The following is a 16,783-nucleotide window of genomic DNA, read 5'->3' on the forward strand; positions in this document are numbered from 1 at the left end:
AATGGCCGAGGGCGACGAGCAGGACAAGGACCAGAAGTCGGAGCTTCCGACAGAGAAGCGGATGCGCGACGCGCGCGAGAAGGGCGACGTGCCCAGCTCGCGCGAGGCGGGCGCGATGATGACCGCCTTCGGCATGTTCGTGATGATGGTCTTCGTGCTGCCGCAGACCGCACCCCGGATCACCGGCGGCCTTGCCGGTCTGCTCGAGGCCGCGGGGCGGGCGCAGATCTCGACCGGCACCGCCGGGATGGCCGACCTGCGCGACCTGATGAGCGGCTATCTGGTGACGATCGCGCTGGCGGCGGCGCCGGTGCTGGGGGTGCTGATCCTGGCGGCGATCGTCGCGGTGATGATCCAAGGCGAGGTGGTGGTGGCGGCCGAGCGGATCCGCCCGCAGGCCAGCCGGCTGTCGCCGATGGCGGGCTTCGGGCGGCTGTTTTCCTGGAACACGCTGATCGAGTTCCTGAAGAGCATGGTCAAGGTGCTGGTCGTGGGCGTCATCGCGATCTGGATCGCCTGGACGGCGGTGGACCGGCTGCTGCCGGGGACCGAGCTTCTGCCCGAGGCGCTGCCGGCCTATCTGTCGGACTATGCCGGTCAGATGCTGATCGGCTGCTCGATCTTCCTGGTGCCGGTGGCGATCGGCGACATCATCTGGAAGCGGATCCAGTGGATGCGCAAGCTGCGGATGACGCTGCAGGAGGTCAAGGACGAGCGCAAGGACCAGGACGGCAACCCCGAGGTCAAGGCCAAGCGGATGCAGATCCGCCGCCGCCGCGCCCAGCAGAGCATCGTCACCGCGGTGCCGAAGGCCACGCTGGTGCTGACCAACCCGACCCACTACGCCGTGGCGCTGCGCTATGACCGCGGCGTCGATCTGGCGCCGGTCTGCATCGCGAAGGGCACCGATCTGGTGGCGCAGCGGATCCGCAAGATCGCCCATGACAACGAGGTGCCGGTGATCGAGAACCGCGAGCTGGCCCGCGCGCTGCATGCCACGGTCGAGGTCGACGACGTGATCCCCGAACAGCACTGGCAGGCCGTGGCCGAGATCGTGGGCTTCGTGATCGACCTGCGCCGCCGCATCCGCCGCAAGCCGCCCGAAGGGTCAAGCCTGCGCGACGACTGAGCGGTCAGGGCGCCTTCACCTGGATCGGCCGCTGGTCGCCCGGCATCTTCGAGCGTTCCATGATGATCTTCGAGATCGCGCGCACGCGCTCCGGCTTCATCTTGGCAAGGATCGGCGCGGCGTTGCGTTCCGGCATCGTGGCCAGCGTCATCACCGAGGTCTCGAGGTCCATCTCGTTCATGATCGTCGCCGCGTCCTGCGGCTTCATGCCCTTGTAGAGCGACACCAGCTTGTCGAGATCCTCGACATGCTGCTTTTCGGTGCGGTCGATCAGCGACTGGACGGTGGTGCGCAGCTCTTCGAGCTGGGCGGTCTCGGTGCGGATCGTCTCGCGCGTCAGCTCCGCCTCGGCGGCGCGCTTGTCGAGATCGGCCTTCTGCTGGTCCAGAAGCTTGCGCTCGCGGTCGATGGCGGCCAGCAGTTCGGCCGGGGCGTCGCAGCCCATCACCACCGGCGGCAGCGGGATTTCCGGCAGCGGCGTCGGGGCGGGCTGCGCGGTCGCGGGCTCCGAGGCGGCGAAGGCCGCGAAGTCGGTGTCGGTCTGCAGAAGGCCCATGCCGAGCTTGACGGCGCAGAGCACCGCGAGACCGCCGCCGAGGATCGCGGGCAGGCGCGCCATCAGACCGCCCGGCTACGCGAGGTTTCGAAGAAGCTGCGCACGAGGTCGGCCTTGCTGGCGCCCAGCTGCATCAGGCCGACCGGCGCGGCGGGGGCCGCGGGCTCCGGCGCGGCCGGCGTGGGGGCGGCGGCTGCCGCGGCGGCGGCGGCGCGGCGGCGGGTGGCGAAGGTCGCGTCGCTGTCGGGATGGGCGGCGGTCAGGCGCGGCTCGATGCGCTGGTTCGCGACCTCGGCCGCGGCCTTCAGGTCCTTGACCGACTCTTCGGACTTGTCGACGGCTTCCGAGAAGGCGCGGACCATTGGTTCCAGCTCGGTCAGCAGCGACATCAGCCGGGTGACGCGGCGCGAGATGATCCAGCCATAGCCGAGGGCTGCGCCAAGCAGCGCGACGATGACGGCGTCAATCACGAGCGAGATCATGGAGAGCCTCCTTCGACGGGGTGAGGTCTTTGGTGATGCGCAGGGCGACGGCGCCGTTCTGGCGCCGGCCGGTGGCGCCGCGGAACACGGGCTCGCCCGAGCAGAAGACGGTGGCCTCGTGGTCGAGGCCGACATGCAGGTCGAGCGTGCTGCCGATCGTCCAGCCCAGCACGTCGGCCAGCGGCACCTCGACTTCGTGCAGGACCGCGGTCAGCTTCACGTTCGACTGGGTGATGCGTTCCTGCAGGTGGTCGCGCCAGCCCTGATCGGCGCCCAGACGGTCGCCGAAGAACACCTTGGCCAGCAGCGGGCGGATCGGCTCCACCGCCAGATGCGGCAGCAGGATCGAGATCCGGCCCTGCGTATCGCCCAGCTTCACCCGGAAGTTCGCCAGCACGCAGGGGCTGATCGGCTTCGAGATCGAGGCGAGCTGCACCGAGCCCTCCATCCGTTCGACCTCGAACTGCACCTCTGCCACCTGCCGGAAGCTGGATGCCAGTTCGCGCAGCATCAGCTCGGCCAGGGTCTGGCCGATGCGCCGCTCGATCGCGGTGAAGCCGCGGGTGGTCTTCGGCGCGGTCGGGCCGCCGCGGCCGCCCAGCATCAGGTCGAGCGCCGCATAGAGGAAGTCGCCGTCCATGCCGACCGCGAAGCTTGCGTCCCAGCCCTGTTCGCGGGCGATGGCCAGCAGGCAGTTTTCCGGCAGCTCGCGCAGCGCGCCTGCATAGGTGGTCGAGATCAGCTTCGACAGCTCGACATCGGCCACGGTCGAGGTGAAGGATTTCAGCGCCGCCGCGAAGGCCAGACCGAAGCGTTCGAAGATCACGTCGAGCATCGGCAGACGCTCGAAGTTGGTCATCGACTGCGCGATGATCTGTTCCTCGATGGCCTCGCTGTGCGGATCGCGCATCGCCCCCACCCTCACTGCACCACGAGATCGCGGATCAGGATCTCGCGCGGGACATCCGGGCCCATCACCGCCTTGGCGCGCTTCAGCAGTTCCGCCTTCACCGTGGCGAAGCCGAGGCTGCCGTCAAGGTCGCGGGTGGTGATCTGGCGCAGGTAGTCGAGGAACACGTCGCGCAGGTGCGGGATCATCGCGTCGACGCCCTGCGGGCCGGGCGCGGCCTCGCCGCCGCCGTGGCCGCCGCCGCTTTCCTCGCCGCCGCCGCCCGGGGCCTGTTCCTTGGCGCGGCCCAGCGCGTCGGCGTCGTAGACGATGGTCATGCTGACCCGGATCAGCCGTTCGATCGGCGCCCCCGCGCTGTTGAAGCCGCGGATGTTCAGCGTCATGTCCTTCAGCTCGTAAAGCCCCTCGGCCCCGGGCGGATGGCTTTCTGCCGCGGCCTCGGTCGTGCCGTGCCCGCCGGCGGCGGGTTCGGCGCCGGTTTCGGGCGCGGCCTCGCCATGGCCGTCTTCCGCCGCCGTCTCGGCCTTGTCGCCCGCGAACATCGCGAAATAGAGCCCGGCGCCGCCGGCCAGCAGCGAGACCACGATCACGCCGATCAGCATGATCTTCCGGCGTCCACCGCCCGCCTTGGCAGCGCCTTCGGCCGCCGGGGCGGCGGCACCCTTGCGGGCAGAGGCGGGGGCTTTCGACATCGTCTGGTCCATGGTGAGGATTGCAAGAACAGTTATCCGGGATTGGCCCAAGTATAGCAAGATTTTCTTTGCTTGCGCGGGGCGCATGCCGTAAGAATTGTTCATGAAGCGGAAGCATTGACAGAGGACCGCGTGAACCAGCTTCTCCGCAATCTTCGGGCGCTCGGCCGGGGGCGGCTCATCGCGCTGGGCGCGGTGGGTCTTGGCGTGGTCTTCACCGCGCTCTTCGGCCTGTCGACGGTGATGACGCCGGAATACCGCGCGCTCTACACCGGGCTGTCGGCGACCGACGCCTCGCGGATGGTGACGACGCTGGAGCAGGCGGGGTTCACGGTGCGGGTGTCCGAGGACGGCTCGGTCGTCAGCGTCCCCGAAGGCGACCTGCCGCGGGCGCGGATGGCGGTGGCCGAAACCGGGCTGCCGGATCAGGGCATGCCGGGGTGGGAGCTTTTCGACCAGACCTCGGGCCTGGGCATGAACAGCTTCCTGCAGAACGTGAACCGGCTGCGCGCGATGGAGGGCGAGCTTGCCCGCTCGATCCAGACGCTGGACGGGGTGGAAAGCGCGCGGGTGCATCTGGTGCTGCCCGAGCGCGAGGCCTTCTCGCGCGACCTGCCCGAACCCTCGGCCTCGGTGGTGATCCGTACGGCGCGTGGGGCGGACATGACCCGCCGGCAGGCGCTGGCGATCCGCAACCTCGTGGCCTCGGCGGTGCCGGGCCTGTCGGGGCGGCGGGTCACGGTTCTGTCGGCCACCGGCGAGACGATCCTGGCCGAGGACGGCGCCGACGGCTCGGAAGCCGGGATGGAAAGCAAGCGCGCGCAGCTGGAAGACCGGATGGCGCGCAACATCGAGCAGATCCTGACCGCCCGCGTCGGCGCCGGGAACGCGCGGGTGCAGGTCTCGGTCGAGCTGAACCCGCAGCGCGAGGTGCTGGTGGCGCAGACCTACGATCCCGACCAGCAGGTGGTCCGTTCGACCACCACGCAGGAGGATCAGAGCCAAGGGCAAGAGGCGAACGGCGCCGTGGGCGTGCAGGGCAACCTGCCCCCGGCGCTGCAGCCGCAGAACGCCCAGCCCACCAATTCGAACAGCCGGGCGCGCAACGAGGAAACCACCAATTACGAGATCGGCTCGACCCGCCGCGAGACGGTGACCGAAGCCGGCGGCATCAAGCGGATCACGGTGGCGGTGCTGGTCAACGGCATCTTCGAGGTGCAGACCTCGGGCGACAGCCAGTATCAGGAGCGCAGCCCCGAAGAGCTGCAGCGGCTGGGCGAGCTGGTCCGCTCGGCCGTGGGCTTCGACGAGGCGCGCGGCGACAGGGTCTCGGTCGATAGCCTGCGGTTCATGGACTATTCGATGGGTCTGGGCGAGCCCGAGCGGCTGACGCTGGGCCAGCAGCTGCTGGCGGCGCTGCCCTCGGCGCTGCGCTGGTTCTTCGCGCTGACGATCGTGGCGGCGGTGCTGTTCTTCGGCGTCCGCCCGGCGCTGAAGCGGATCAACGCCGAGGACGCGCCGGCGCTGCCGGGCCCCGAGGGCGCCGCCGGTGCCGGGGTTTCGGGCACGGTCGAGGACCCGATGCTGGCCGGGGCCGAGGACATGGGCCAGATCGCCGGCGGCTTCCGCCCCGGCCAGATCCCGGGCCAGCGCGGCGCGCCGGGTCTCGGCCGGGTTGACCCGGTGCAGATCGAGGCCGAGGATGCGGACTTCATCCATCTCGGCCCCGGCGGCGTGAAGCCCGGCGGGCTGAAGGACCGGCTGTCGGCCATGGCGCAGATCGTCGATGACGAGCCCGAGGCCGCCCTGCGCATGCTGCGCGGCTGGCTGGCGCAACGAGCATGAGGCGGGATTAGGCCATGGGCGCGAACAGCGTTTTCCTGCGCAATTTCGACGACGAGATCGAGGCCGAGCGGCGCGCGGCCGACCTTGCGCTGGCGCAGCGCTTCACCGAGGACGAGGTCGCGCAGGCGATCGCCGAGGCGCGGGCCGAGGCCTTCGCCGAGGGGCGCGCGGTCGGCAAGCTGGACGGGATCGAAGAGACGCAGGCGACGCTGGCCGCCCGCCAGGTCGAGGTGCTGGCCCAGATGATCGGGCCCCTGCGCGAGATCGCCGAGCGCACGGGCGAGCATCACGCCGCGCTCGAGGCGCAGGTCACGGATTTCGCGCTCTCGGTCTGCGAGAAGGTCTTCCCCGAGTTCCTCGCCACCCGTTCGGTCGCCGCCGCGCGGGCCGAGGTGCGGCGCGCGCTGGGCCTCGCGCTGGGCAAGCCCGCGGTGAAGGTGCGGCTGTCGCCCACCAGCCACGCGATCCTGGCCGCCGAGATCCGCAGCCTTGTCGAGGGCGCGCCGGGCGAGCAGCACCTTGACCTTGCCCCCGACGCCCGGCTGGGCGACGGCGATGTCGAGGTCGCCTGGGAAGACGGCTTCATGAGCTATGGCTACGCGCAGGTCTGCGCGCGCATCCTCACCGCCCTGCGCCAGGTCGCGGGCGGCCAACCGCAACCGAAGATCGGGACCGATAGCGATGACTGATCCTGCCCCGCCCGGCGGCGCGCCGAAGCCCGAGACCGAGGGTCCCGGCGTTCTGGAAACTATGATCGGCGACGAGCCGAACGCGATCGCGCCGCGCTCGCCCACCGCCGAGGCGGGCCACAACATCAACGCGATGCTGAACGTCAGCCTGAACGTGCAGATCGTGCTGGGCCAGTCGCGGATGCCGATCGCGCAGCTTCTGACGCTGTCGCGCGGCTCGGTCATCGAGCTGGACAAGCGCATCGGCGAGCCGGTGGACGTGATGATCAACGACCGGCTCGTGGCGCGCGGCGACCTGGTGAAGGTCGGCGAGAACCGGATCGGCGTGACGCTGACCGAGATCGTCAAGGACTACGTGTCAGAGCTGTGATGACCGCCCACCGCGCCCGTATCGCCGTTCTGCTGGCCCTTGCCGGGGCCGGTGTCGCGCTGGGCGCGGGCATGGCGCTGGCCCAGCAGGCACCGGTGCCGCCCGCCGGGGGCGAGTTGCTGAACAGCCTGTCGCAGACGCTCGAGGGGCTGTCGCAGGGCACCGGGCTGGGGGCGGGGACGCAATCGCTGTCGGGCCGGATCCTGCAGCTGATCGCGGTGATGACGGTGCTGTCGATCGCGCCGGGCCTGCTGGTGGTGATGACCAGCTTCACCCGCTTCGTCATCGTCTTTTCCATGCTGCGCTCGGCGCTGGGGCTGAACCAGACCCCGCCGAACATGGTGCTGTCGTCGCTGGCGCTGTTCATGACGCTGTATGTGATGCAGCCGGTCTTCGACGACGCCTGGGCCAACGGGCTGCAGCCGCTGCTGGACGGCAGCCAGAACGAGCAGCAGGCGCTGCCCGCCATCGCCGCGCCGTTCCACGCCTTCATGGCCGCGAACACCCGCGAGGTCGACATGCGGCTGTTCCTGAACCTGACCACGCCCGACGAGGCCCTTCCCGAAAGCCTGGCCGAGGTGCGCTGGTCGGTGCTGGTGCCGGCCTTCATGATCTCGGAAATGCGCCGCGCCTTCACCATCGGCTTCCTGATCTACCTGCCGTTCATCGCCATCGACCTGATCGTCGCCTCGGTGCTGATGAGCGCGGGGATGATGATGCTGCCGCCGGTGATGATCTCGCTGCCGCTGAAGGTTATCTTCTTCGTTCTGATCGACGGCTGGTACATGCTGGCCGGGTCGCTGATGCAATCCTACGCCGCCGCAACCTGACCCCCGCAACCTGAACCTGGAGAGACAGCCATGGCCACGCCCACCTCCCTCGCCGCGCTCTCCGGTCGCGAAAAGGCTGCCATCGTCTTCCTCTGCCTTGGGCAGTCGAAGGGGTCGAAGCTGATGCAGATGCTGGACGAGGCCGAGATCCAGCAGATCTCGCTGTCGATGGCGGCGCTGGGGCCGGTCTCGCCCGATCTCGCCGAAGAGGTTCTGGGCGAGTTCGTCGGCGGTATGGCCGAGGGCGGTGGGCTCTTCGGTTCGCAAAGCGCGGCCGAGCGGATGCTGGCGGGCTTCCTGCCCGAGGACAAGGTCTCGGACATCATGCGCGACATCCGCGCGCCGCTGACCGGCCGCAACGTCTGGGACAATTTCAACTCGCTGAACGAGGCGGTGATCGCCAACTTCCTGAAGGGCGAGCACGACCAGACCGCTGCCGCGATCCTGTCGAAGGTGAAGGCCGACGTGGCCGCCAAGGTGCTGCCGCTGCTGGGGCCCGAGCGGATGGCAGAGGTCGCGGGGCGGATGCTGGACATCGACACGCTGCCGCGCCACGTGCTCGAGGATCTGGAATCGGTGCTGGAGAAGGACTTCCTCGCCTCGGCCACGCATCGCACCGGCCCCGACCCGCAGCAGCGGATGGCGGATCTGTTCAACAAGATGGACAGCACCGTCTTCGAGGAGCTGTCGCAGCACCTGGAAAAGCGGGCGCCGGAGAGCTTCGTGGCGATCAAGCAGAAGATGTTCACCTTCGACGATCTCGCCCGGCTCGACCAGAACTCGCTGGCCCGCGTCATGCGCGCGGCCGAGGGCAACGCCCTGCCGCTGGCGCTGCGCGGCGCGAAGAAAGAGGTCCGCGACGTCTTCCTGGGCGCGCTGCCGGCCCGGTCGCGCGAGATGCTGCTGGACGAGATGAATACCATGGGCGCGGTGCGCGCCAAGGAGGTTCAGGCGGCGCAGGTCACGCTGGTGGATGCGGCGCTGGAACTGGCGCGGCAGGAGGTCATCACCCTGCCGAGCGCCGAGGACGACATGCTGGTCGATTAACGGTAGCGCGAGGCCGTGAAGGTCGCGACCGCCTCGATGTCGATCGTGACCGGAACGAACGATCCGCTGGTGGCCGAGGTCATCAGCTGGATGATCGGGTTCGACGACATGTTGTCCGCCGCGGTCTGCGCATCGCTGATCGCCAGGTAGGTGCGGATCAGCTTTTCCTGAACGTCCGGGTCCTGCAGGTCCTCGATGTCCATCTTCTTGGCGAAGAGCTTGGCCTGCTGGTCGACATCTGCGGTGGCGAGCGAGTCGGGAAGCCCCAGCGCGGTGCGCATGAAGTCCCCCATCGTCTCGTCGGCCAGCACCTTGTACCAGCTGGTCAGGGTCGAGGCCTTCTGCTGGAATTCCAGCGCCGCGCCCAGCGTCTCGCTGTCGTCGGAGGTGTTGTTGATGAACACCTGCTCGGTGTACTTGGCCACCATGTCCTCGACCCAGCTCGAGGACTGGAAGGTGTCCTCGGTGCCCGAGGCGAAGTCTAGCCCGTTGTAGAGCGTCTTGAACCGGCTGTCGGTCAGCTTGTTGACCAGCGACTTGGTATCCTCGATGTCGCTTTCGAGGATCTTGCGCATCATCGCCTTGGCGTAGGTCTGGTCTTCCAGATCGTAGGCCTTCATCACGAAGCTGTAGACCTCGTAATTGCCCATCAGGTCGTCGATCGAGGTGATCGAGGATGCCTTTTCGCGGAAGGTCTCGATCTCGCGCGCCGCCATCGGCTCCTTGGCGGTGATCTCGAGCTGCTTCTCGCGCGTGCGCGAGATCAGCGAGTAGGCGACCGAACCGGACAGACCCGAGGTGAGAACGACCATGTCAGCCCTCCGCCGCGGCAGGGGGCGGGGCGTCGTTCATCGCGGCGATATGGGCCAGCACCTTGTCCTCGTGCTGCATCACCGGGCGCATCGCGCGCAGCGCCATGTAGTGATTGCCGATCGAGACGTTCGAGGCTGCCTCGAACACCTTCTGCGCGATCTCGGGCCGGTAGACCGGCACGAGCCGCGCAAGCAGGTCGCGGATCTCGGGGCCCAGCCGGTCGCGCAGGTCCGACTGCATGACGGCGCACTGGATCAGGAAATAGGCGCGGGCCGCCGGTCGGGTGACGGGCGGCTCGTCGATCAGCTCGTTCTCGCGGATGACATCGGCGCGGTTCTCGATGACGAAAACCTGCCGGCGATCCGCGTTGCGGATGACGCAGCCGTTGATCACCACCCGTTCGTTGGGCTTGAGGGTGAGCTTGAGCGCCATCGCCGCGGCCTCAGAGAGCGCCGGCCGACTTGACGGGATGCTCGCCAGCATCGCCCGCAAGGCCGGCGATGATGTTGCGGTTGATCTCGATCAGCGGGCGGACGCGGGACTTGCCCGACAGGATCGCGCTGGTCTGCTTGTCGACCCAGTGCGAGATCGACAGGAGCGCGGCGCGCAGGCCCTGCGGCAGGCTGTTGCCCGGGCCGGTCAGGTCGGTGCGGAAGGCGTTCCAGACTTTCTGGTTCTCGGCCAGCGCCTCGCGCAGGCCGCCGGCCAGCACGCCCAGCTTGTCGGAGCCGGTGCTGGCTGCGTCGAAAGCTGCGGCGAAGGATTCGAGTTTGACGTTCGCGGCCAGAAGGATCCGCCGCTCGATCTGGCGGGGGCTTTCCGTCTCGCGGATGGTCCGCTTGTACGCAAGGATGCTCATGCCTGTCTCTTCCGTCTCGTGCCTCGGTCACGGTCCGTCTTTGGGGCGGACTTCGTTCGGTTCGGAAACGCGCGCTCCCCGGCGGGCCTGGAGAGCGGAGGCCGAAGCCCCCGCCGGAAAGCGCGTGCCACTGTTACTGGAACAGGCTGAGCAGGTTCTGCGGCGCCTGGTTCGCGATCGACAGCGATTGCGTGGCCAGCTGCTGCTGCACCTGCAGGGCCTGCAGACGGGCGGCTTCTTCTTCCATGTCCGCGTCCACCATCGCACCGACGCCGGTGTCGAGGTTGTCGGTGAGGTTGGTCAGGAATTCCTGCTGGTTGTCGATCGACTCTTCCGAGACGCCGAGCTGGGTCGCGGCCGAGGTCGCGCGGGCCAGAACGCTTTCCGAGGCGCTCAGCACGCCGGCCAGGTAGGCCGCACCGTTGGTCGCATCGGCACCGTTGGTCGAGAAGCCGGCGGCGATCGCGGTGAAGTCCGCGAGCATGGCCGAAAGGTCGACGGTGTCGACATCGAGCGTGGTGGTGCTGATGCCGGTCGAGTCGCGGGTGATGCCGGTGACGACGCTGCGGGTCGAGGTGGTCTCGGTGGCCGAGGTCAGCGCACCGGTGGTGGCGTCGACCGAGGCGCCCGCGACGGTGCCGGCGTTGGCCGCGTTCACCATGTCATCGCCGTTGAAGGTCGAGGACTGGATGGTGTTGGTCATCTCTTTCAGGATGGCATCCAGTTCCGTCTGGATGTCATCGAGGCCGCCGGTCGCGCCCTGGGCGAAGGCGACACGCTCTTGGAAGCGCTGGGCCTGCTCTTGGAAGGTCTCGGTGCCGAGACGCGCGGTCGCGACCGAGTTGTTGGTCAGCGTCAGGCCTTCGTTGATCGCCGAATAGGCCGACGAGTCGCCCTTCATGGTTTCGGAGATGTTGAAGTACGCCGCGTTGTCCTTGCCCGAGTTGATCTTCAGGCCGGTGGAGATGCGGCTCTGGGTGGTGTCCAGGCTCGAGTTGATGCCCCGCAGCGTCGAGAGCGCGTTCATTGCGGAGGAGTTGGTCATGATCGACGACATTGGTCGTTACCCTTCGTGCTTTCTGCTTCTGTGGCCCGAGGCTTTCTGTCCCGGGGTGAGCCGCCCGCGTTCTGCGGTGCGTCACTCACGCACATGAATAAGTTAAAACTTTCGGGCGCAATTGTGGCTGACTCGGAACAGGTTGAAGGCCGCACAGAATGCGGCCCACCTGTTGCCGTTTCGCAACTTCACGGAGAGTCAGCCGCCCGTTTTCAGAGCTCGCGGTCGATGTGCTCTGCGCCCGGGGGGGCGGGGCGTTCGCGGGTCTGGCCGTTGCGGCCGTAGACGCCGGCGGATGAATGTCGGTCCCTGATCCGTTGAATCTCGACGGAAATCATCCGGGCGGCCTCGGCGGCACCGGCCAGGGTCTCGGCATTCTGCGCGGCGGTGGTGCGCAGCGCCTCGAGCCGGGGACGCAACGTGGGGAAACCCTCGAGCCCCTCGGCAAGTTCCGGGATCGCGGCCAGCGCGGCCTCGACCCGGGCCAGTCCCTCGGCCTTCTGTGGCCCGGTTTCGGCCAGTTCGGAGATTCGCCCCTCGATCGCGGCCTCGGTCTCGACCGCGAGCAGGGCGGAAAGCCAGTCGATCGCCTGCTCGGCCTCGGTCACCCGCGGGTCGGTCTCGGGCTCGGCCAGCCCTTCGCGCAGGCGGTCGACCATCTTCTGGCCAAGGCGCGCGATCAGCTCGCGCGGGGCCTCGCCGGTGCTCATGGCTTGCCTCCGTAGGCGGTCAGCATCCGCTCGACGCTTTGCGCGATGCCGGTGGTGCCGCTGTCGGCCACCTTCTTCGCGATCGCCTCGGCCAGGAAGCTGTTCCAGGTCTGCTCGGCATTGCTGGACCCGATCGCGCCCTTGCCGGCGTTCTTCAGCATCTCCTGCATGGTCTGGGTCAGGAACACCGTCTCGAACTGCTTGCCGGCCTCGGCGGCGCGCGCCTTGGTGTCGGTCTTGGTCATCGCCAGCGCGGCGCGCGGGTCGGTGGGGTCGATCATCAGATGATCTCCAGATCGGCGTGCAGCGCGCCTGCGGCCTTGATCGCCTGCAGGATCGAGATCGTCTCTTGCGCGCCGATGCCGATGGCGTTCAGCCCGTCCACCAGGTCCTGCAGGCTCACGTCGCCCTGCAGCACCGCGAAGCCCGAGTTCTTCTGCTGCACGTTGATCTCGGTTTCCGGGATCACCACGGTCTCGCCGATGGTGATCGGGTTCGGCTGGCTCACGCTCGCGGTCTCGCGCACCATCACCGTCAGCCCGCCCTGCGACACCGCCACCTCGTCGATGCGCACGTTCGACCCGATGACGATCGTGCCGGTCTTGGCGTCGATCACCACCTTGGCCGGGCTGTCGGGCTGCACGCGCAGGTTCTCGATATCCGCCATCAGGCCCGGGATGTCGGTCTTGTCGCGGATCGCCACCTCGACCGTGCCGTTGTCGAGCGCGCGGGCCCGGCCCATGCTTTCGTCGTTGATCGCCTGCGCGATGCGCTGGGCGGTGGTGAAATCGGGCACCCGCAGCGCAAGGCGGACAGAGTTCAGGTCGTTCATCTCGAAGGCGATTTCGCGCTCGACGATGGCGCCGTTCGGGATCCGCGCCACGGTGGGCACGCCGTTCACCACGCTCGAGGCAGCGCCCTCGGCCGAATAGCCCGAGGACGAGATCGGCCCTTCGGCCACGGCGTAGATCTCGCCGTCCGCCCCGGCGAGCGGGGTGACGATCAGCGTGCCGCCACGCAACGAGCTGGCGTCCCCAAGGGACGAGACCATGACGTCGATGTCGGCACCGCGCCGCGCGAAGGGCGGCAGGCGGGCGGTGACCATGACCGCGGCGGTGTTCTTGGTCTTGATCGTGTCGTTCGACAGGTTGCCGACGCCCAGCCGGGCCAGCATCCCCTCGATCGACTTGCGGGTGAAGGGCGAGTTCTTCAGCGAGTCCCCGGTGCCGTCGAGGCCGACGACAAGCCCGTAGCCGACCAGCTGGTTCTCGCGCACGCCCTCGAACTGGACGATGTCCTTGATCCGCACATCGGCCTGGGCCGGCGAGAGCAGCAGCAGGGCCGAGCAGGCAGCGCCCGCCAGCCCGCGCATCACGCGATCGATCCGAAACCTGCCCATGGTCACCTCAGAAGCCTGCGGAAGTCTAACCATGAATTGGCGACGGCTCAAAGGATAAACTGCTCGGGTGCGGTAGGATCTCACCATGAATTGCTTGACAGGTTCGGCGAATTTACTGATGGTAATTCTTGTCAATACTTGCTTTTCCGCTTTTGCGGGAGGTCCGATGCACATCTACGTCTACGAGCTGCGCCAGGAGCGCCACGCGCCCCTCACGGCCGAACTCGCGGGCGTGGGGCTGGACCCCGTGCTGGTCGAGGCGGGCTTCTTCGCCGGCGATCTCGGATCGCTGACGCGCAAGGGCGGGGACACCCGGCCGATCCTGATCGCGGTCAGTCCGGTGATGCCGGCCCCGCCAAGCGAGCTGATCCGCCGGATCCGGTCGCGCGGGGTGCAGAACCCGGTGATCGTGCTGCGCGACACCCGCAACGCGCGCGAGGCGGCCGAGGTGCTGGACGCCGGCGCCGACGACGTGGTGGTGGCGCCGCTGAAGGGGGTCGAGCTGATCAGCCGCGTGCATTCGATCCTGCGCCGCGCCCATGGCTTCGCCTCTGAAAGCGTGACGGTGGGCGAGATCACCGCCTATTTCGACGGTCGCGATCCCGAGGTCTCGGGCGAGCGGCTGAAGCTGTCGCGGCGCGAGCATGCGATCTTCCAGCACCTGATCCTGAATTCGAACCGGGTGATCTCGAAGGGCGCGATCTACGACGCCGTCTACGGGATGAGCACCGACCAGCCGTTCGACAAGGTCATCGACGTCTATATCTGCAAGCTGCGCAAGAAGATCGGCGATGCCGCCGCAAGCGGCCAGCAGTATATCGAGACGGTCTATGGCCGCGGCTACAAGTTCGGGCTCGATGCCGGGCCGGCCGCGGTTTCGGCCTGAGCGCGGCGGTCTGACCCTTACAGGTAGTTCAGGATGCTCAGCTGCTGCAGCTGGGCGGTGACCGCATAGGTCGCCTCGATCTGCGTCTGCAGCGCCGAGACGCGGGTCGCCGCCTCGTAGGGGTCGACGCCTTCCAGATCGAGGATCCGGTTGTTGTAGAGGTCCGACAGCTGCTGGTGGCGCGCGGTCTGCGTCTCCACCAGGTTCTGCTGGTTGCCCAGCGTCGCGCGCGACTGGTCGACCCCCGAGATCCCCGAGGACAGCGTGTTGATCGCGTCGCCGACCCAGGCGGCATAGGCATCGCTGTCGGTGATCGTGGTCACGTCCATCGTCGCGAACATCGCGAGGCCGCGCAGCGTGTCGAGGATCGCGCTGTCATTGGCCTGAATGCCGTAATCCAGCGTCACGCCCTGCGCGATGCGCGCGGTCAGCCGGGCGTTGTCGGTGCCGCCGGTCTGCGCCGGGGTGCCGTTGTAGAAGGTCCCCTCGAAATCCGAGGTGGTCCCGCTGGTCGAGGCGAAGGCGGCCTCGAGCGCCGCGATCTTCGCCGCGGCATCGTTGCTGTCGGTGATCGTGCCGCCGACAAGGGCCGCGACCGCATCCTCGGGGCTGGTCCCGGTGGTGGCGCTGGCCTTCGACCATTCCTGCAGCGCAGAGCCGTCGGTGCGGGTGCCCGCGAACAGGGCGCTGCCGCCGTAGGTGGTGTTCAGGGCGCTGACGATCGAACTGATCGCGGACAGCGCGCTCGACTGCAGCTGGCTGGCGGTCTGGGTGGCGCCCGATGCGTTGGGCAGCGCGAGGCTCAGGAAGCTTTGCGCCGCGTCGCGGGCAGCGCCAAGCGCCTCGTCCATCGCGCTCATCCGGCCGGCGACGAGTTCGTTGGTCACCAGGAAGCTGTCGGCCACGTCCATCTGCTGGCGCAGGATCAGCGTCTGCGCCGCCCCGCTGCCCAGCGAGGAATAGACATCGCTCTTCAGCCCGCTCGCCACCTCGTCGTTGGCCTGCAGAAGCTGGCCGTTCAGGCTGGCGAGCTTCAGGCGGTTGTTGAGCGTCATCTGGAAGCTCGACACCGTCGTCACGTTGACCATGGTTCAGTCCTCACACGGCTTCCAGAAGGGTGTCCATCATCTCGATCAGAGAGGTCAGCACCTTCGAGTTTGCGGCATAGCCCTGCTGCACCATCAGCAGCTTCTGCATTTCGTCGTCGATGTTCACCCCGCGCAGGTTCTCGCGCGAGGCCGAGATCGTCTCGGCCGTAACGGCGAGGGTCGCGCTCGAGCTTTCGGCGTCCGACCGGGTGCTCTGCTGGGTCGCGACCATCTGCGCGGTGAATTCCGACAGCGTCATCGAGCTGCCGAGCCCGGCCGAGGCATCGAAGCTCAGGTCGCTGTCGAAGACCGCGAGGAAGGCGTTGATCTGCGTGGTGTCGCTGGCCTCGCCCTCGACCGTCGCGCCGAAGCCGTCGCGGATCAGCGTGACGTTGCTGCTGGCATCCGGGTTCAGCGTCAGCCGTGCGGCCAGCCCGTCAAGGCTGACACCGTCCCATGCGGCGCCGTTGTCGGTGAAGAGCCCGGCCTGCCCGCTGGTCAGCGAGGCATCGGCCGACGAAAAGCCGGTGATCAGCCCGGCGGCCAGCGAATTCAGCTGCGCGGCGAATTCCGGCAGGATGTCGCGCTTCAGTTCGAACAGGCCGCTGAGGCTGCCCTCGTTGAAGCCGCGCACGGTGCTGTCGGCGGGGGTGATGTCGGTGCCGCCGGCCGTCAGCCGCGAACCGTCATAGCCAAGCTGCAGCGTCGTCTGGCTGTCGACCAGCACGAGGCCATTCGGCGCATAGACGGTGGTCAGCCCGGCCGTGGTCTGGCTGACCGAGAAATCGACATAGCCCGACAGCTTGTCCAGAAGCTTGCCCATCTCGTCCTGCAGGTCGCCGTTGTCGAGCGATCCCTCGGTGGTGTGGGTCAGCTTGGTGTTCATCTCGCCGATCTTCGTCAGCAGGTCGTTCACCTCGGTGACCTGCGACTGGATCTGCTTTTCGGTGTCGGTGCTGACGCTCGACAGGGCCGAGCTGGCGGCGTTGATCGCGCTGACCAGCTGGCCGGCGGTCTCGATCGCGCTGCGCTGGGCGACGGCGCTGGACGGGTCGGCGGCCAGCGTCTCGAGCCCGGTCTGGAAGGCGGTCAGGTAGGCGACGGGCGAGGTCTCGTCATCGGGCTGACCCAGCAGCGAGGTGTAGCCCTCGAGCGTCGAGGCGATGGTGTCCTGCGTGGCGATCTTCGCGGTCGAGGCGCGGGTCATCCGGTCGAGCGAGCTCGAGACGTCGCGGTTGAAGGCGCTGACGGTCACGCCGCCCGAAAGCGTCGACAGCTCGACATCCTTGCGGGTGTAGCCTTCGGTGGTGGCGTTGGCGATGTTGCGCGCGATGGTGTCGGCCCAGGTCTGGGTCGCGCGCAGGCCTGTCGCCGCGATGGTCAGTCCGGTGCCAAGCCCCATGGCCTGTCTCCTGCCTTAT

20 protein-coding genes are annotated in these 16,783 nt (G+C 68.1%); 7 read left to right on the top strand and 13 right to left on the bottom strand.

From position 1 onward, the window contains the following. Nucleotide 1 precedes the first annotated feature (1 nt). On the top strand, nucleotides 2–1,129 hold the full coding sequence (locus V8J36_RS04840; RefSeq protein WP_336466108.1) for an EscU/YscU/HrcU family type III secretion system export apparatus switch protein: 1,128 nt from the start codon (nucleotides 2–4) through the stop codon (nucleotides 1,127–1,129). A 4-nt stretch (nucleotides 1,130–1,133) separates the two neighbouring features. On the opposite strand, the gene V8J36_RS04845 is transcribed toward V8J36_RS04840, so the two are convergent. From V8J36_RS04845 to V8J36_RS04860, 4 genes are read right to left on the bottom strand one after another with little or no spacing between them, the layout of a single operon-like run. Next, the gene (locus V8J36_RS04845; protein WP_336466109.1) at nucleotides 1,134–1,748 is read right to left on the bottom strand and encodes a MotE family protein; all 615 of its coding nucleotides are present in this window, start codon (nucleotides 1,746–1,748) and stop codon (nucleotides 1,134–1,136) included. After that, a complete protein-coding gene (locus V8J36_RS04850; RefSeq protein ID WP_336466110.1) occupies nucleotides 1,748–2,167 on the bottom strand; it encodes a hypothetical protein in 420 nt (139 codons plus the stop codon). The genes V8J36_RS04845 and V8J36_RS04850 overlap by 1 nt, the downstream gene beginning before the upstream one ends. Continuing rightward, entirely contained in the window at nucleotides 2,148–3,077 is a 930-nt protein-coding gene (locus V8J36_RS04855) for a flagellar motor switch protein FliM (RefSeq protein ID WP_336466111.1), read from the bottom strand. The genes V8J36_RS04850 and V8J36_RS04855 overlap by 20 nt, the downstream gene beginning before the upstream one ends. Nucleotides 3,078–3,088: 11 nt before the next feature. Then, a complete protein-coding gene (locus V8J36_RS04860; protein WP_336466112.1) occupies nucleotides 3,089–3,769 on the bottom strand; it encodes a flagellar basal body-associated FliL family protein in 681 nt (226 codons plus the stop codon). 132 nt (nucleotides 3,770–3,901) lie between these two features. On the opposite strand from V8J36_RS04860, the gene fliF reads away from it, so the two are divergent. Genes fliF through V8J36_RS04885 form a run of 5 tightly spaced genes read left to right on the top strand, consistent with a single transcriptional unit; the run spans nucleotide 3,902 to nucleotide 8,550 of the window. After that, entirely contained in the window at nucleotides 3,902–5,614 is a 1,713-nt protein-coding gene (fliF, locus tag V8J36_RS04865; protein ID WP_336466113.1) for a flagellar basal-body MS-ring/collar protein FliF, read from the top strand. Between the two features lie 14 nt (nucleotides 5,615–5,628). After that, nucleotides 5,629–6,303 carry a FliH/SctL family protein gene (locus tag V8J36_RS04870; protein ID WP_336466114.1) on the top strand — a complete coding sequence of 225 codons (675 nt, stop codon included), beginning with the start codon at nucleotides 5,629–5,631 and terminating at the stop codon, nucleotides 6,301–6,303. Next, on the top strand, nucleotides 6,296–6,673 hold the full coding sequence (fliN, locus tag V8J36_RS04875) for a flagellar motor switch protein FliN (protein ID WP_442902456.1): 378 nt from the start codon (nucleotides 6,296–6,298) through the stop codon (nucleotides 6,671–6,673). Before V8J36_RS04870 ends, fliN begins: the two co-directional genes overlap by 8 nt. Next, nucleotides 6,673–7,503 (top strand): flagellar type III secretion system pore protein FliP, encoded by an 831-nt coding sequence (gene fliP, locus V8J36_RS04880; protein ID WP_336466115.1) that lies wholly within the window; start codon nucleotides 6,673–6,675, stop codon nucleotides 7,501–7,503. Before fliN ends, fliP begins: the two co-directional genes overlap by 1 nt. 30 nt (nucleotides 7,504–7,533) lie before the next feature. Further along, on the top strand, nucleotides 7,534–8,550 hold the full coding sequence (locus V8J36_RS04885) for a flagellar motor switch protein FliG (protein WP_336466116.1): 1,017 nt from the start codon (nucleotides 7,534–7,536) through the stop codon (nucleotides 8,548–8,550). On the opposite strand, the gene V8J36_RS04890 is transcribed toward V8J36_RS04885, so the two are convergent. The 7 genes from V8J36_RS04890 to V8J36_RS04920 all read right to left on the bottom strand — a co-directional run bounded on the left by V8J36_RS04890 (nucleotide 8,547) and on the right by V8J36_RS04920 (nucleotide 13,388). Then, complete coding sequence (locus V8J36_RS04890; RefSeq protein ID WP_336466117.1) at nucleotides 8,547–9,362, bottom strand: DUF1217 domain-containing protein; 816 nt, start codon at nucleotides 9,360–9,362, stop codon at nucleotides 8,547–8,549. The two genes, V8J36_RS04885 and V8J36_RS04890, sit on opposite strands and share 4 nt — an antisense overlap. A gap of 1 nt (nucleotide 9,363) precedes the next feature. Then, on the bottom strand, nucleotides 9,364–9,795 hold the full coding sequence (locus tag V8J36_RS04895; RefSeq protein ID WP_336466118.1) for a flagellar biosynthesis repressor FlbT: 432 nt from the start codon (nucleotides 9,793–9,795) through the stop codon (nucleotides 9,364–9,366). A gap of 10 nt (nucleotides 9,796–9,805) precedes the next feature. Further along, complete coding sequence (gene flaF, locus V8J36_RS04900; protein WP_336466119.1) at nucleotides 9,806–10,222, bottom strand: flagellar biosynthesis regulator FlaF; 417 nt, start codon at nucleotides 10,220–10,222, stop codon at nucleotides 9,806–9,808. 133 nt (nucleotides 10,223–10,355) lie between these two features. Beyond that, on the bottom strand, nucleotides 10,356–11,267 hold the full coding sequence (locus V8J36_RS04905; RefSeq protein ID WP_442902457.1) for a flagellin: 912 nt from the start codon (nucleotides 11,265–11,267) through the stop codon (nucleotides 10,356–10,358). Between the two features lie 224 nt (nucleotides 11,268–11,491). Continuing rightward, nucleotides 11,492–11,989 carry a hypothetical protein gene (locus V8J36_RS04910; protein WP_336466121.1) on the bottom strand — a complete coding sequence of 166 codons (498 nt, stop codon included), beginning with the start codon at nucleotides 11,987–11,989 and terminating at the stop codon, nucleotides 11,492–11,494. Continuing rightward, nucleotides 11,986–12,270, bottom strand: coding sequence for a rod-binding protein (locus V8J36_RS04915; RefSeq protein ID WP_336466122.1), 285 nt, complete (start codon nucleotides 12,268–12,270; stop codon nucleotides 11,986–11,988). The genes V8J36_RS04910 and V8J36_RS04915 overlap by 4 nt, the downstream gene beginning before the upstream one ends. Continuing rightward, nucleotides 12,270–13,388: a flagellar basal body P-ring protein FlgI gene (locus V8J36_RS04920; protein ID WP_336466123.1), complete on the bottom strand. Its 1,119-nt coding sequence runs from the start codon at nucleotides 13,386–13,388 to the stop codon at nucleotides 12,270–12,272. The genes V8J36_RS04915 and V8J36_RS04920 overlap by 1 nt, the downstream gene beginning before the upstream one ends. Nucleotides 13,389–13,554: 166 nt before the next feature. Here V8J36_RS04920 and V8J36_RS04925 point away from each other — a divergent pair, with 166 nt between their 5' ends. Beyond that, complete coding sequence (locus tag V8J36_RS04925) at nucleotides 13,555–14,274, top strand: response regulator transcription factor (protein ID WP_336466124.1); 720 nt, start codon at nucleotides 13,555–13,557, stop codon at nucleotides 14,272–14,274. A gap of 17 nt (nucleotides 14,275–14,291) precedes the next feature. On the opposite strand, the gene V8J36_RS04930 is transcribed toward V8J36_RS04925, so the two are convergent. Further along, on the bottom strand, nucleotides 14,292–15,362 hold the full coding sequence (locus V8J36_RS04930) for a flagellin (RefSeq protein ID WP_336466125.1): 1,071 nt from the start codon (nucleotides 15,360–15,362) through the stop codon (nucleotides 14,292–14,294). Nucleotides 15,363–15,372: 10 nt separating this feature from the next. Next, complete coding sequence (gene flgK / locus V8J36_RS04935; protein WP_336466126.1) at nucleotides 15,373–16,764, bottom strand: flagellar hook-associated protein FlgK; 1,392 nt, start codon at nucleotides 16,762–16,764, stop codon at nucleotides 15,373–15,375. Nucleotides 16,765–16,783: the final 19 nt, after the last annotated feature.

Source organism: Frigidibacter sp. MR17.14, from assembly GCF_037095735.1.
Taxonomy (GTDB): Bacteria; Pseudomonadota; Alphaproteobacteria; order Rhodobacterales; family Rhodobacteraceae; genus Frigidibacter.

Bases quoted from the DNA above. Each gene is read 5' to 3' on its own strand.
- V8J36_RS04840 (WP_336466108.1), top strand. From the start codon at position 2: ATGGCCGAGGGCGACGAGCAGGACAAGGACCAGAAGTCGGAGCTTCCG.
- V8J36_RS04845 (WP_336466109.1), bottom strand. From the start codon at position 1,748: ATGGCGCGCCTGCCCGCGATCCTCGGCGGCGGTCTCGCGGTGCTCTGC.
- V8J36_RS04850 (WP_336466110.1), bottom strand. From the start codon at position 2,167: ATGATCTCGCTCGTGATTGACGCCGTCATCGTCGCGCTGCTTGGCGCA.
- V8J36_RS04855 (WP_336466111.1), bottom strand. From the start codon at position 3,077: ATGCGCGATCCGCACAGCGAGGCCATCGAGGAACAGATCATCGCGCAG.
- V8J36_RS04860 (WP_336466112.1), bottom strand. From the start codon at position 3,769: ATGTCGAAAGCCCCCGCCTCTGCCCGCAAGGGTGCCGCCGCCCCGGCG.
- V8J36_RS04870 (WP_336466114.1), top strand. From the start codon at position 5,629: ATGGGCGCGAACAGCGTTTTCCTGCGCAATTTCGACGACGAGATCGAG.
- fliN (WP_442902456.1), top strand. From the start codon at position 6,296: ATGACTGATCCTGCCCCGCCCGGCGGCGCGCCGAAGCCCGAGACCGAG.
- fliP (WP_336466115.1), top strand. From the start codon at position 6,673: ATGACCGCCCACCGCGCCCGTATCGCCGTTCTGCTGGCCCTTGCCGGG.
- V8J36_RS04885 (WP_336466116.1), top strand. From the start codon at position 7,534: ATGGCCACGCCCACCTCCCTCGCCGCGCTCTCCGGTCGCGAAAAGGCT.
- V8J36_RS04890 (WP_336466117.1), bottom strand. From the start codon at position 9,362: ATGGTCGTTCTCACCTCGGGTCTGTCCGGTTCGGTCGCCTACTCGCTG.
- V8J36_RS04895 (WP_336466118.1), bottom strand. From the start codon at position 9,795: ATGGCGCTCAAGCTCACCCTCAAGCCCAACGAACGGGTGGTGATCAAC.
- flaF (WP_336466119.1), bottom strand. From the start codon at position 10,222: ATGAGCATCCTTGCGTACAAGCGGACCATCCGCGAGACGGAAAGCCCC.
- V8J36_RS04905 (WP_442902457.1), bottom strand. From the start codon at position 11,267: ATGACCAACTCCTCCGCAATGAACGCGCTCTCGACGCTGCGGGGCATC.
- V8J36_RS04910 (WP_336466121.1), bottom strand. From the start codon at position 11,989: ATGAGCACCGGCGAGGCCCCGCGCGAGCTGATCGCGCGCCTTGGCCAG.
- V8J36_RS04915 (WP_336466122.1), bottom strand. From the start codon at position 12,270: ATGATCGACCCCACCGACCCGCGCGCCGCGCTGGCGATGACCAAGACC.
- V8J36_RS04920 (WP_336466123.1), bottom strand. From the start codon at position 13,388: ATGGGCAGGTTTCGGATCGATCGCGTGATGCGCGGGCTGGCGGGCGCT.
- V8J36_RS04925 (WP_336466124.1), top strand. From the start codon at position 13,555: ATGCACATCTACGTCTACGAGCTGCGCCAGGAGCGCCACGCGCCCCTC.
- V8J36_RS04930 (WP_336466125.1), bottom strand. From the start codon at position 15,362: ATGGTCAACGTGACGACGGTGTCGAGCTTCCAGATGACGCTCAACAAC.
- flgK (WP_336466126.1), bottom strand. From the start codon at position 16,764: ATGGGGCTTGGCACCGGACTGACCATCGCGGCGACAGGCCTGCGCGCG.